Raw genomic sequence first — 13,450 nt, forward strand, 5'->3', positions numbered from 1 at the left:
GGGGGCTCCCGACCGGCGTCCCCGACCGGCGGCATGGAGGGGGGCCGGAGCCCCCGTAGGGGACCGACCCGGACGCTTGCGCTTTTTTTCACAAGCTCGTAGACTATGCGGGCTGTGGACCTCACGGAGGTGCTTCGCGATGGCCTCGAACGGTCCTGACCCCGGCGACGAGCCGGGATCGGTGTGGAGGGAGCAGGGGCGCTACCTGGGCTTCGGTCTGACGTGGGCCCTGTCGACCCTTCTCTTCTTCCTCCTCGGCCTGTGGCTGGACGGGAAGCTGGGAACGACCCCGTGGCTTTCGATCGGCGGAGCGTTCTTCGGCGGCGGAACGGGATTCTACAACCTGTATCTCCACGTGATCGTGGAGCCCCGCGAGAAGCGAGAGGACCGAGAGCGGACGTGAAGCGGTCGACGACCTACGCGAGCGGATCCATCCTGGCGGTGGGCCTCGTCGTGCTCGCGCTCCGGCCATTCCTGGACGTCTCCACCTGGCTCGGCGTGAGCCTGGCCGGTGCCACGGCGCTCGTGACCCAGCTCCTGCTCTTCCTGGCGCTCCGGGGCGTACGCAAGGACCCCAAGCGCTTCGCGGTCGGCATCGTCGCCGGCGCCGCGGCCCGCTTCACGCTGCTCGTGGGCGCCGTCGTCTGGTTGGTCCTCGCGCCCCGCCCCTGGGGTGTGGCGTTCCTGTTCGCGCTCCCGGCCTTCCTGGTGGCGCTATTGCTGTTCGAGTCCATCCTGCAGAACCTCGACCTCCTGCGGCCTCGGGCCGCCCATTCCTAGATGCTGGGATTGTCCTTCCTCCAGGAACACGGGGCCCAAGCGGCCGAGCACGCGACCGAGGCCGGAGGCCACGGCGAGGGTGCGTTCGACCTGGGCGAGATGCTCTCGCACCACCTCCTGAACGCGCCCGAATACGAGCTGCCGTTCATCGGGGCCATCCATTTCCCGCACTTCGAGCCCATCCATCTGGGCCCGATCGTGCTGGACCTGTCGCCGAGCAAGCACCTCGTGCTGATGTTGCTCGCCGCGGTCCTGACCGGCCTCGCCATGTTGGTGGTGGCGGGCGCGGTGCGTCGCAAGTACGTCAACGACGCGCCCAGCGGCTTCGCCAACGCGGTCGAAGCGATGGTCGTCTTCTTCCGGGACGAGGTCTGCAAGGCCAACATCGGCCACGGGTACCAGAAGTTCGTCCCGTTCGTGCTGACCTTGTTCTTCTTCATCCTCACCATGAACCTGCTCGGCCTGGTCCCCTGGGGGGGCACGGCCACGGGCAACCTGTCGGTCACGGCCGCGCTGGCCCTGATCACCTTCCTGGTGGTCGAGATCGCCGGGTTCATCAAGCTCGGCCCCAAGGGATACGCGAAGACCATCTTCTTCATCCCCGAGGGCACCGAGGGCTTCTGGAAGGTCATCATGCTGTTCGTGATGACCCCGGTCGAGTTGCTGGGGAAGTTCACCAAGCCGTTCGCTCTGGCCATCCGTCTCTTCGCCAACATGACGGCCGGCCACATGCTGATCTTCTCCCTGCTCGGTCTGATCTTCACCTTCCAGAGCTACGTCATCGCCCGATGGTTCGTGGCGGGCGCGTCGTTCACGATGGTGAGCGCCATCATGCTGCTCGAGCTGCTGGTGGCGGTGATCCAGGCGTACATCTTCGCCATGCTTTCGGCCGTCTTCATCGGCCTCATGCAGCACGAGCATTGATCACAAGTTCAACCTGGTTGCAAAACCGTAATCCCTAGGACGGAGACACCATGCTGCACGCAATGCTGACCGCGGTTCAGGAGGGCGCCGCGAACCTCGATCCCATCACGGCCAAGAACTACCTGGCCCTGCTGGGCGCCGGCATCGGCGCGGGTCTCGCGGTGATCGGGGCCGGCCTCGGCATCGGCCGGATCGGCGACGCGGCCGCGCAGGGCATCGCGCGCCAGCCGGAGGCCGCCAACGACATCCGCGGTCTCGCGATCCTGCTCGCGGCCTTCATCGAAGGCGCGGCGCTCTTCGCGATCGTGGTGGCGGCGCTCTTCAAGTTCATCGCCTAGGGTGACCGGACAGCGGGAGCGCCGGTGGGAACCGGTGCTCCCGCGCGGTCTCCGGGATCGAGCCATGAAGAACGTCATGAGAAGCACGGGCGCGGCCCTGCTGGTCCTGTCCTCGCCAGCCGCCCTGGCGGCCCAGGAGGGGGGCGGTTGGGATCGTCTGTTCGCCGTGGACTGGGGTCTGTCCTTCTGGACCGTCCTCACGTTCGGGGCCCTGCTGTTCGTCCTCACCCGCTTCGCGTGGAAGCCCCTGCTGGGCGCGCTCGACGCGCGCGAGGCGAGCATCCGCGCCACCATCGAGGATGCGCGCCGACTGAAGGAGGAGGGTGAGGCCCTGGCCGCCGAGAACCGGCAGCAGCTGGCCGAAGCCCGCCGCAACGCGCAGCAGATCATCGCGGAGAGCCGCGAGGCCGCCGACCGCGTCCGCAAGGAGATCGAGGAGCAGGCCCGGGCCGAAGGCCAGGCGCTCCTGGAGCGGGCCCGGCGTGAGATCGAGCGCGAGCGTGACTCCGCGATCGAGGCCCTGCGCAAGGAGTCCGTGGAGCTGGCGCTGTCGGCCGCCTCGCGACTCATCCAGCGCAACCTCGACTCCGAGTCCGACCGGGCTCTGGTGATGGACTACCTGAACCAGCTCGAGAAGCGGCAGGGAGCCCAGGCGTGAGGGACGAATCCGTCGCCCGCAACTACGCAGAGGCGCTGCTGGAGCTGGCGGACCGCCACGAGGGCATCGAGGTCTACGGTGCCTGGATGGATACCGTGGCGGAGATGATCGCCCAGAACCCGAAGCTGGCGGCGTTCCTGGGCACACCGCGCATCGACGCTTCGGCCAAGAAGCAGGTGCTCAAGGACGCGCTGGGCAGCGAGGCCCCGCGACCGTTCGTGAACTTCCTGCTGATCACCATCGACAAGCGCCGTCAGCGATTGCTGCGGTTGATCAACGAACAGTATCAGCCCCTGCTGGATCAGCGACTCGGGCGCGAGCGCGTCGAGGTCACGGTGGCGCGTCCGCTGGACGACGCCGGCCGCGCCGAGCTGACGCGACACCTGACCGGGCTCCTGGGACATCAGGCCATTCCGCAGATCCGGGTGCGACCCGAGATCCTGGGCGGCGTGGTCGTCAAGAGTGGGGACCGGATCTTCGACGGATCGGTACGTCACCGCATGGACCGGTTGCGGCGCCGCATGCTCCAGACGGAGCTGACGGGCGCGGGCGACCGGACCGGCGACGCGAGATAGAACCTTCAAGGCCCCGAGGAACGAATAGACATGGCAACCGCGGATTCGATGCTGCGGGCGAGCGAGATCAAGGGCGTTCTGCTCAAGGAGATCGAGCGCTACGACGAGCAGCTCCAGGCCGAGGAGATCGGCGAGGTGCTCGAGGTGAAGGACGGAATCGCCCGCGTGTACGGCCTCACCAAGGCCATGACCAGCGAGATGCTCGAGATCGTCTCCTCCGAGAGCGGCGAGTCCGTCACGGCGCTGGCGCTCAACCTCGAAGAGGACAACATCGGCGCCGTGATCCTCGGCGAGTGGACCGGCCTGCGCGAAGGCGACCAGGTCCGCCGGACGGGCCGCGTGCTGGACATCCCGGTGGGTCAGGGATATGTCGGCCGCGTCGTCGACCCGCTCGGTGATCCCGTCGACGGCAAGGGGGCCATCACCGCCGACGCGCGGCGCCCCATGGACATCGTGGCGCCCGGCATCGTCAAGCGGCAGCCCGTGAAGGAGCCGCTGCAGACCGGGCTCAAGGCCATCGACTCCATGATCCCGATCGGCCGAGGTCAGCGTGAGCTGATCATCGGCGACCGCGGGACGGGCAAGACGGCGATCGCCATCGATACGATCATCAACCAGAAGACCACGGGCGTCATCTGCATCTACTGCGCGATCGGGCAGCGCGCGGGCAAGGTGGCCAACGTGGTCGAGACGCTGCGCGAGCAGGGGGCGATGGACTACACCATCGTCGTCACCGCCAGCGCCTCCGACCCGGCGCCCATGCAGTACATCGCGCCCTACGCCGCGACCGCCCTGGCCGAGCATTTCATGTGGCAGGGCAAGCACACCCTGGTCATCTACGACGACCTCTCCAAGCAGGCGCAGGCCTACCGGCAGCTCTCACTGGTGCTGCGCCGGCCTCCGGGCCGCGAGGCGTACCCCGGCGACGTCTTCTACCTCCACAGCCGCCTGCTCGAGCGCGCCGCCAAGCTGTCGGCGGAGCAGGGCGGGGGGTCGCTGACGGCGCTGCCGATCATCGAGACCCAGGGCGGTGACGTGTCGGCCTACATCCCGACCAACGTCATCTCCATCACCGACGGGCAGATCTTCCTGGAGCCCGACCTGTTCTACTCGGGTGTGCGACCCGCGGTGAACGTCGGGATCTCCGTGTCCCGCGTCGGCGGAAACGCGCAGATCAAGGCCATGAAGAAGGTGGCCGGTCGTCTCCGTCTCGACCTGGCCCAGTACCGGGCCATGGAGGCGTTCGCGCAGTTCGGCTCCGACCTGGACGCGGCCACCCAGCGGCAGCTGGCGCGGGGACAGCGCACCATCGAGGTCCTCAAGCAGCCGCAGTACCAGCCGATGCCGGTGGAGAACCAGGTCGCCATCATCTACGCGGTGACCAACGGATACCTGGACTCCGTGCCGGTCGAGGACGTGCGTGCCTGGGAGACCGGGTTCCATGACTACCTGGCGGCGCACGAGCCCCAGCTCCTCTCGGGGATCCGGGACTCGGGGCAGCTGGACGAGGCCCTGGAGAAGCAGCTGGTGACGGCCATCGGGGCCTACCACGCGACCTTCACCGCGCGGGCCGGCTGAGGCGGACGAACCGTGGCCAAGGCACGCGAGATCAAGCGACGGATCCGGTCCGTCGACAACACGCGGAAGATCACCCGCACCATGGAGATGGTTGCCACCTCCAAGCTGAAGCGGGCGACCGACCGGGTGCAGGCGGCGCGGCCGTACGCCGAGGCCATCGGCGACGTCGTGCGCAGCCTCTACTCTCCGGCGCTGGGGCGGGAGTACCCGCTCCTGCGGCAGCCGGAGGCCGTGCGCAAGGTGGCGGTGCTGCTGCTCACCGCGAATCGCGGATTCGCGGGCGCCTTCAATGCCAACCTGATCCGCGAGGGGGCACGCCTCCTCGCGGAGCTGCGGGCCCAGGGGTTGGAGGTGGAGCTGCATATCGTGGGGAAGAAGGGCGCGAGCTACTTCCGCTTCCGCGGGGAGAGCATCGCCTCCACGGACCTCTCCGTCACCGACCGGCCCTCGCCGGAGGACGCGGAGCGGCTCATCGCTCCGCTGCGCGATCGTTTTGCGGCCGGTGAGCTCGACGCGGTGTACGTGATCGCGTCGGAGTTCCGGTCGGCCATGTCCGCCCCACCCGCATCCCGGCTGCTCCTGCCGGTGCAGGCGGGCGAAGGAAGCTCCACGTCCGCGGACTCGTTCATCCTGTCGCCGTCCGCGGGCGCGATCCTCGAAGGGCTGCTTCCCGCGTACGTACGCAACACCGTCTATCGCGCGCTCGTCGAGAACGCCGCTGCGGAGCAGGGCGCGCGGCGTACCGCGATGAAGAACGCGACAGACAACGCGGGCGACATGCTCGAGTCGCTCACACGCACATACAATCGGGCGCGCCAGGCCCAGATCACGCAGGAGATCGCGGAGATCGTGGGTGGCGCCGCCGCTCTCGAATAGCGGAGATACAACCGTCATGGCGAACGTCGGAAAGGTCGTCCAGGTCATCGGACCGGTGCTCGATGTGGAGTTCGATCCGGAGAACCTGCCGGAGATCTACAACGCGCTGAAGCTCGAGGGCACGACCGAGAGCGGCCATGTCATCGACCTCGTGGCCGAGGTGCAGCAGCACATCGGTCGAGGCCAGGTGCGGGCCGTGGCCATGTCGTCCACGGACGGCGTGCTGCGCGGCATGGACGTGATCGACACGGGTCAGGCCATCACCGTCCCCGTCGGCGAGGCCGCGCTGGGCCGCATCCTCAACGTGCTCGGTGAGCCCGTGGACGAGATGGGGCCGGTCGGCGGCGGCGAGAAGCTGGAGCGGTGGCCCATCCACCGGGAGGCTCCGCGCTTCGACCAGCTCGAGCCCAAGACGGAGATCTTCGAGACCGGCATCAAGGTGATCGACCTGCTGGCGCCCTACGTGAAGGGCGGAAAGACCGGCCTGTTCGGCGGCGCCGGCGTGGGGAAGACGGTCATCATCCAGGAGCTCATCAACAACATCGCGATGGAGCACGGTGGACGTTCCGTGTTCTGCGGCGTGGGTGAGCGCACGCGCGAGGGGAACGACCTCTGGCAGGAGATGACCGAGTCCGGCGTCATCAAGCAGACGTCGCTCGTGTTCGGTCAGATGAACGAGCCTCCGGGAGCCCGTCTGCGCGTGGGCCTCGCCGGGCTGACGATCGCGGAGTACTTCCGCGACGTGGAGAAGCAGGACGTGCTGCTCTTCATCGACAACATCTTCCGCTTCACCCAGGCGGGCTCCGAAGTCTCCGCCCTCCTGGGACGGATGCCGTCGGCGGTGGGCTACCAGCCCACCCTGGGCACGGAGATGGGCGAGCTCCAGGAGCGCATCACGTCCACGCGGGAAGGATCGATCACGTCGGTGCAGGCCATCTATGTGCCGGCCGACGACCTGACCGACCCGGCGCCCGCCACCGCCTTCACGCACCTGGACGCGACGACGGTGCTGTCGCGTTCGATCTCCGAGAAGGGCATCTACCCCGCGGTCGACCCGCTCGACTCCACCTCCCGGATCCTCGACCCGAACTTCATCGGCGAGCGGCATTACCGGGTCGCGCGGGAGACGCAGCGGATCCTGCAGCGCTACAAGGAGCTCCAGGACATCATCGCCATCCTGGGCATGGACGAGCTGTCCGAGGAGGACAAGGTGCTGGTGGGCCGGGCCCGCCGCATCGAGCGCTTCCTGTCGCAGCCCTTCCACGTGGCCGAGCAGTTCACGGGCCTCCCGGGTCGCTACGTCAAGCTGGAGGAGACCATCGAGTCCTTCGAGCGCGTGGCGGCGGGCGAGTTCGATCATCTCCCGGAGCAGGCCTTCTACATGAAGGGTGGCATCCAGGAAGTGATCGCCGACGCCGAGCGCCTGGCGGCGAGCTGATGGCCGACCTCATGCTCCGCGTCCGGGTCGTCTCGCCCGAGCAGATCGTCTTCGAAGGCGACGCTTCCTCTCTGGTGGCGCCGGCGTGGGACGGACGGGTGGGCATCCTGCCGCGGCACGCGCCCATGATCGCGGCGTTGGGCGAAGGACAGCTGGCCATCGACCTCCCCGGCGGAGGGAGCCGGCAGTTCCACATCGCCGGCGGCCTGATCCGGGTACAGGAGAACGACGTGATCGTGTTGACCGATCACGCGTCGGAAGGAGCCGTCCCGGTCCCGGCCTAGCCGGGATCGGTGGCGGGATCGGAGCGGGGCATGCGGGTCGACCTCCACATGCATTCGACGGCCTCCGACGGCTCCTTCGCCCCGGAGCAGGTGGTCGAGCAGGCGCGCGCGGGTCGCCTCGATCTCATCGCGCTCGCCGACCACGACACCACCGCCGGGGTGGCCGCCGCCACGGAGGCGGGCGCGGCGCTCGCGGTCGAGGTGATCCCCGCGGTCGAGATGTCCAGCACGTGGCAGGGCAAGGACCTGCACATCCTGGGCTACTTCGTGGACCCGCAGGCCCCGGTGCTGCTCGAGCACGCGGAGCGGGCCCGCACGTTCCGTGAAAGCCGCATGGTGCGCATCATCGAGCGCCTGGCGGAACAGGGCGTGCACGTGTCGATGGACGCGGTGCGCGTGATCGCGGGCGCGGACGAGAAGCGGAAGAGCATCGGCCGGCCGCACCTGGCTCGCGCCCTGGTGGAAGCCGGTTACGTGTCGTCCATGCAGGAAGCGTTCGACCGGTACATCTCGGACGATCACGACGCCTTCGTGCCCACGGCGCTCCAGACCCCGGAGGAGGCCGTCGCCCGCATCCAGGAGGCGGGTGGCATCGCGGTCTGGGCCCACCCGCCCCGCGAGGTGGTCGACGCCCTGCTGCCGGGCTTCGTACGCGCCGGGATGCGGGGTGTGGAGTCGTTCCGCCCCAATCATTCCCGGGAGTACCAGGAGCACCTGGAAGGGCTCGCCCGACATCACGGGCTGCTGTGCACCGGGGGTTCGGACTGGCACGGCACCAAGGACGGTGTCCTCGGGACCTTCTGGATCGAGGCCACCGAGATCGCGCCCTTCCTGGCCGAGCGGGGACTCTAGATCGGGCGTCGCCGGGGGCACTGCGCCCCGGTGCGTCGCACCGGGCGGGGAAACGCGCCCCGACGGATCCCCGACGGACTCAGGCCCTCTTGCGTTTCCTGCCCGCGCGCAGCGAGCGCACGAGCTCCCACATCCGCTTCGACTTGGTCCGGAACGCGGTCGCCATGACCGCGACGTAGACCACGGCACCGACCCCCGCGCTTGCGAACAGGACCACTGCGGGCGCGTGCCCGTCCAATCCGAGGTGTCGGACGCCGTAGACGGCGGCGGCCATCGCGGCGCTCCCCGCCGAGGCGGGCCAGAGGGCCAACAGGTAGTTGCGCACCCGCAGCCCGGACTCGCGGCAGGTCCAGCGCAGCAGGAGGCTGAAGGCGACCACCGGGTAGACGAGGAGCCACACCCAGGCCACGCCGGCCGGGCCGAAGCGCAGCGCCGCCAGCACGAAGGCCGGCGGAAGTGTGAGGGCGCCGATCACCGAGAAGCGCGAGGCCAGGTCGGGTCGCCCGATCCCGATGAGCGCCGGCGTCAGCACCGGCGTGACGGACCGCAGGATGGCGGCGAGCGCGAGGATGCGGAGTGGCTGGATGGCGCCCGTCCACTTCTCACCCAGCACCACGAGAACGAACACGTCGGCCACGAGCGCCAGGCCCACCGCAGCCGGGAACGTGATGAAGCTCAAGGCCTGCGTGATGTTGCGCAGGGAACGACGGAACTCGTCCCGGTCGTCCTGGAGCCGCGAGAAGATCGGCAGCGCGATCCGGGAGACGATGGTCGTCACCCGCTCGACCGGGACGCTGGCGAGGTTCCACCCGATGGTGTAGTCACCCAGGGTGGATTTCCCGAACATGCGTCCGATCACCCCGAAATCGGCGTTCGAGTACGTGTACCACCCGATGCGACTCAGCACGAGGTGCGCGCCGAACTTCACCTCGGACAGGATGCTCGGGAGGTCGCGCGGCCACGCGATGCGATGGCTGCGCACGCGCACACTGATCAGGGTACCGGTCGCCGAATGGATGAGGATGCCGCCGACGATCGCCCAGTAACCCAGGCCTCCCAACGCCAGCCCGAGCGTGGCCACCGCCAGCACGATCCCCTCCACCACCTCGATCAAGGCCAGAGTGCGGAACTGCAGGTCCCGGTTCAGGAGTGACCGGGGCACGACGCGGATGGACTCCAGCACGAACTGGAGGCTCATCACCATCACGACGGCGCGCACACCCGGCTCGGAGAAGAATGCGGCAACGAGCGGGCTTGCTGCAGCGGCAAAGCCCGCGAGCAGGAGGCCGGTGAGCAGCGCGACGCCTCCGAGGCGTGCGATCTGGTCTTCGGTCAGCCGATCTTGTCGATGGACGATGGCGGCGCCGATCCCCAGCTCGGACACCAGGTTGACGAGCCCCGTGAACAGCACGGCCATCCCCACGATGCCGTAGTCGGCCGGGGAGAGGATCCGGGCGATGAGGAGCGTGGCCAGCCAACGGACGGCCTGCACCGCGACCTTCCCCGCGCTCGTCCAGGCCACGCCGGAGACGAGGGATCGATCCAGGTTCTCCGACCGCTCCCGGCCGTTCCCGGGTGGGGTGCCCTCCGGGGTGGGGGGGCTGGCCTGGAGACGGGAGGTGGAGATGGGAACCTCGGCTCTGGATCGTTTCGGGTGGGTCCTCACGCGTTTCGCTGCGGCAAGCTAGCAAGACACATACCCCGAAGGGAGGGCCGTCCGCAGCGGGGAAGCCCTTGATTCATGCGGACTTCAGGGGGGCGCGCCTGTCGTGGGCGGGCGACGGCCCGTGGCATCGATCTCGCAACCTCCCCCTTCCGGCGATTCCCGATCCACCCGTCGTCGTACTCCCCACGGCGCCCGGCCCGGAGTTCCCGGTATGACCTCGATGTCGTTTCTCGCCCTGCCCGAACGGACCCGGAAGCCGCGCGAGAAGGGGCTGACGGTCCTGATCGACAACGGGCTCCCCGAAGGCCGCTTCGCGGACGTGCTCGAGTCGCAGGCCCCCTTGATCGACATGGTGAAGCTGGGATGGGGTACGGCGCTGGTGACACCCCGGCTGGACCACAAGCTCGGCGTTCTTCGCGACCTCGGGATCCCGTTCTTCTTCGGAGGAACCCTCTTCGAGAAGGCGCTCCTGCAGCGGCGCCTGGACGGGCTCGTCGACTTCATGCGGGCGTGCGGCTGCACCCACATGGAGGTCTCCAACGGGAGCATCCCGCTGTCGAACCGCGAGAAGGCCGCGTACGTGCGTCGCTTCGCCGACGAGTTCGTCGTCTTGAGCGAGGTGGGGTACAAGGATGTGGCGCGCTCCCAGGAGCTCTTCCCGGCGCAGTGGATCGAGTGCATCCGCGAGGACCTCGACGCCGGAGCGCGCTGGGTGATCACGGAAGCCCGCGAATCGGGGCGCTCGGGGATCTGTCGTGCCGACGGTGAGCTCCGCTACGGATTGGTCGCCGAGATCCTCGATGCGGGTCTGCCCACGGACCGTCTGATCTTCGAGGCACCCAACAAGGAGCTGCAGGTGGAGTTCATCCGTCGGGCAGGTCCGAACGTCAACCTCGCCAACGTGGCCTTCACGGACGTCATCGGTCTGGAGACACTGCGGCTCGGCTTGCGTGCCGATACCCTGATGGTCTTCCCGAACGAGCCCGCCGCCGCGCCGACCAGCGACGCCGTGGGGGCAGGACGGGTCCGTCTCGGCGTACGGTAGGGCGTGACCCGCGTCCTCCTGGCCGGACAGCCCGGTCCGGCGGAGCTCACCGCTACACGTGCCTTGTGGCGGGGAGGCGATGCGTGTCATCTGGCCTGGCCCCGGCCCGCGGGCGGGCGCAGCTGGAGCCGGAGCATCCGCAGCTGGTGCTCCACCCGGGATCCGTTCTCCGACCCTGCGGGCTTCGTCGAGGACCTGACCGCGCTCGTGGAGCGGGAGTCCTTCGACGTGCTCGTGCCGTACGGACTGCCCGCCCACCACGCCGTGGTCCACCATGGCGATGCGCTCGGCACCCGGGTCGCGACGTTGCGTCCTTCGCTGGCCTCCTTCCGTCGGGCCAGCGACAAAGGCGCCACCGCCGCCCTCTGCCGTGAGCTCGGGATCGGCACACCCGCGACCTGGACGCCCACGACCGCTGCGGACGTGAAGGTCGTGGCGGGATCCACCCGTGGTCCGTGGGTGGTCAAGCCGCGCAGTGGCTCGGCCACGGGCATCCGGATCGTGCACGAGGCGGTCGACCTGCTCGACGCGTGGGAGCGAGAGGCGGAACGGAGCGCTCGCGGAGCCGCAGAGCGGTTCGAGGCGCCTCTCGTGCAGGAGCTGGTTCCCGGGCACCTGCACGATGCCTGCGCCCTGGCGGTGGGGGGCCGGCCGGTCGCGTTGACCAGTCAGGTGCGCGAGATCATGGTGCCGGTCTATGGCGGCGTGGGCGCGAGCGTCGTCACCACCGACAACCCGAGGGTCCGCGCGCTGGCCGCGCGTGTTCTCGAAGCCCTGGAGTGGACCGGGCCTGCCCAGATCGAGTTCCGCCATGACCCCCGGGATGACACCTACCACCTGATCGAGATCAACCCGAAGTTCTGGGGCACGCTCCTGGCCTCGATCCGCGCGGGCGTCGACTTCCCCGGCCTCTACCGCGACGCGGCCCTGGGCCGGATCCCGCCGTCCCCCCCACGCTACCGGGCCGGTGTGCGTCAGCGCTTCGACGTGCCGCGACTCCGCACGGCCGCGCTCCAACTGCAGGCGCTGGGACAGCGGCTTCCCCCGGGTCTGCGCGGGCGTCATTCGTATGGCGAGCTGGATCGGGGGGATCCCGTTCCGGACCTGCTGCGTCACCTGCGCTGGTGGCGCGAGCGCCACGCCGTGCGGGACGAGGCGCGCGCCCTCGACGGCGCGTTGCGGGGCGCGCTGCCACCCATCGGGCTGCCCTGGAGCGGAGCGCACGATGGCTGGGTCGTGGCGGCGGCTCCGACGGCGAGCGGCGTCTCGACCCGTTGACGCTCCCTCCCCCTTTTTCTAGGTTTGTCCGCTGCCCATCGAACGCCCCTCCGGGGGTCGTGTGACCGGGCGGCGCTTCTTGAAAACAAGGGTCTTGGGGCAGGGAAGTAGTCGAGCCGAGCGGGAGATGTCGGAGGGGTCCGGCGTCTCCCGGAAGAAGGTTGTAGAGAGGGCACCGAGAGGGGAGCCTGGGGGCTGGTCCGGAGCGCGTCCGCGAGGGTGTGCGAGGGGGAAGCGACCGGGATCCCGGAGTGGTGTCGTCCGGCTAACGGTGGATCAGGACGCAAGGAGCCGTCCGGCGCCGTGGGGTGTGTGTTGCGGAAGGTTCTCGGGTCGGCCGTCTCCTTCGGGAGGGCGGACGGCGAGGGGACTGGAGGCGCATGCGAGCCTTACGGAGAGCCGGGGGTTGAGCGTTGCTGGTCAAGCGAAGAAGTGCACACGGTGGATGCCTAGGCACGAACCGGCGATGAAGGACGTGGCAAGCTGCGAAAAGCCTCGGGGAGCTGCACGCGAGCTGTGATCCGGGGGTGTCCGAATGGGGAAACCCGGCAGGGTGAGAGCCCTGTCCGCCGCGCAAGCGGTGGCCAACCCAGGGAACTGAAACATCTCAGTACCTGGAGGAAGAGAAATCAAACGAGATTCCCTGAGTAGTGGCGAGCGAAAGGGGAAGAGCCCAAACCGTATCCAGTGATGGGTGCGGGGTTGTGGGGCTCCACGTAGGCGACGGGAAGGGGTAGTCGAACGCGCCTGGAACGGCGGACCATAGCGGGTGAGAGTCCCGTAGACGAAATCCTGGTACCGGAGCTGGTGGAGTACCCGAGTAGGCCGGGGCACGAGGAATCCCGGTCGAATCTGGGGGGACCATCCTCCAAGGCTAAATACGAGTTCGTGACCGATAGTGGAGAGTACCGTGAGGGAACGGTGAAAAGCACGCCTGACGGCGAGTGAAAGAGATCCTGAAACCGTGTGCATACAAGCGGTAGGAGCCTGGGGCGGTTCTTCGGAGCCGTCAGCGGGTGACTGCGTGCCTTTTGCATTATGATCCGGCGAGTTGCTCCTCACGTGCGAGGTTAAGGCCTTCAGGGCCGGAGCCGAAGCGAAAGCGAGTCTGAACAGGGCGCTAGAGTACGTGGGGGCAGACCCGAAACCGACGCGATC

The 13,450-nt window shown here is 68.6% G+C and carries 14 protein-coding genes and 1 rRNA gene (1 of these 15 cut by a window edge); 14 read left to right on the forward strand and 1 reads right to left on the reverse strand.

The window, feature by feature from the left end; all coding sequences use genetic code 11:
* The first annotated feature begins 139 nt into the window (after positions 1 to 139).
* From R3E98_05805 to R3E98_05855, 11 genes are all read left to right on the forward strand, one after another.
* The gene (locus R3E98_05805) at positions 140 to 403 is read left to right on the forward strand and encodes an AtpZ/AtpI family protein (protein ID MEZ4422901.1); all 264 of its coding nucleotides are present in this window, start codon (positions 140 to 142) and stop codon (positions 401 to 403) included.
* Positions 400 to 780 (forward strand): hypothetical protein, encoded by a 381-nt coding sequence (locus R3E98_05810; protein MEZ4422902.1) that lies wholly within the window; start codon positions 400 to 402, stop codon positions 778 to 780. Before R3E98_05805 ends, R3E98_05810 begins: the two co-directional genes overlap by 4 nt.
* Positions 781 to 1,704 carry a F0F1 ATP synthase subunit A gene (atpB, locus tag R3E98_05815; protein MEZ4422903.1) on the forward strand — a complete coding sequence of 308 codons (924 nt, stop codon included), beginning with the start codon at positions 781 to 783 and terminating at the stop codon, positions 1,702 to 1,704.
* Between the two features lie 62 nt (positions 1,705 to 1,766).
* Positions 1,767 to 2,042, forward strand: coding sequence for an ATP synthase F0 subunit C (locus R3E98_05820; GenBank protein MEZ4422904.1), 276 nt, complete (start codon positions 1,767 to 1,769; stop codon positions 2,040 to 2,042).
* A gap of 64 nt (positions 2,043 to 2,106) precedes the next feature.
* A complete protein-coding gene (gene atpF, locus R3E98_05825) occupies positions 2,107 to 2,700 on the forward strand; it encodes a F0F1 ATP synthase subunit B (protein MEZ4422905.1) in 594 nt (197 codons plus the stop codon).
* Positions 2,697 to 3,275, forward strand: coding sequence for an ATP synthase F1 subunit delta (gene atpH, locus R3E98_05830; protein MEZ4422906.1), 579 nt, complete (start codon positions 2,697 to 2,699; stop codon positions 3,273 to 3,275). Before atpF ends, atpH begins: the two co-directional genes overlap by 4 nt.
* Positions 3,276 to 3,305: 30 nt before the next feature.
* Positions 3,306 to 4,853 carry a F0F1 ATP synthase subunit alpha gene (atpA, locus tag R3E98_05835; protein ID MEZ4422907.1) on the forward strand — a complete coding sequence of 516 codons (1,548 nt, stop codon included), beginning with the start codon at positions 3,306 to 3,308 and terminating at the stop codon, positions 4,851 to 4,853.
* Positions 4,854 to 4,865: 12 nt separating this feature from the next.
* Positions 4,866 to 5,729 carry an ATP synthase F1 subunit gamma gene (atpG, locus tag R3E98_05840; protein ID MEZ4422908.1) on the forward strand — a complete coding sequence of 288 codons (864 nt, stop codon included), beginning with the start codon at positions 4,866 to 4,868 and terminating at the stop codon, positions 5,727 to 5,729.
* Between the two features lie 16 nt (positions 5,730 to 5,745).
* Positions 5,746 to 7,167, forward strand: a complete 1,422-nt coding sequence (gene atpD / locus R3E98_05845; GenBank protein MEZ4422909.1) for a F0F1 ATP synthase subunit beta — start codon at positions 5,746 to 5,748, stop codon at positions 7,165 to 7,167.
* Positions 7,167 to 7,451, forward strand: a complete 285-nt coding sequence (gene atpC, locus R3E98_05850) for an ATP synthase F1 subunit epsilon (GenBank protein MEZ4422910.1) — start codon at positions 7,167 to 7,169, stop codon at positions 7,449 to 7,451. Before atpD ends, atpC begins: the two co-directional genes overlap by 1 nt.
* 30 nt (positions 7,452 to 7,481) lie before the next feature.
* Positions 7,482 to 8,303, forward strand: a complete 822-nt coding sequence (locus R3E98_05855) for a PHP domain-containing protein (protein ID MEZ4422911.1) — start codon at positions 7,482 to 7,484, stop codon at positions 8,301 to 8,303.
* Positions 8,304 to 8,382: 79 nt separating this feature from the next.
* Here R3E98_05855 and R3E98_05860 read toward each other — a convergent pair whose 3' ends face one another.
* A complete protein-coding gene (locus tag R3E98_05860) occupies positions 8,383 to 9,825 on the reverse strand; it encodes a lipopolysaccharide biosynthesis protein (GenBank protein ID MEZ4422912.1) in 1,443 nt (480 codons plus the stop codon).
* A gap of 355 nt (positions 9,826 to 10,180) precedes the next feature.
* Here R3E98_05860 and R3E98_05865 point away from each other — a divergent pair, with 355 nt between their 5' ends.
* The 3 genes from R3E98_05865 to R3E98_05875 all read left to right on the forward strand — a co-directional run.
* Positions 10,181 to 11,014, forward strand: a complete 834-nt coding sequence (locus R3E98_05865) for a phosphosulfolactate synthase (protein MEZ4422913.1) — start codon at positions 10,181 to 10,183, stop codon at positions 11,012 to 11,014.
* 3 nt (positions 11,015 to 11,017) lie between these two features.
* Positions 11,018 to 12,292: an ATP-grasp domain-containing protein gene (locus R3E98_05870; protein MEZ4422914.1), complete on the forward strand. Its 1,275-nt coding sequence runs from the start codon at positions 11,018 to 11,020 to the stop codon at positions 12,290 to 12,292.
* Positions 12,293 to 12,710: 418 nt separating this feature from the next.
* Positions 12,711 to 13,450, forward strand: a 23S ribosomal RNA gene (locus tag R3E98_05875) (it continues 2,239 nt past the right edge of the window).

This window comes from Gemmatimonadota bacterium (assembly GCA_041390125.1).
In the GTDB taxonomy this organism is placed as follows: Bacteria; Gemmatimonadota; Gemmatimonadetes; order Longimicrobiales; family Gaopeijiaceae; genus JAGQIF01.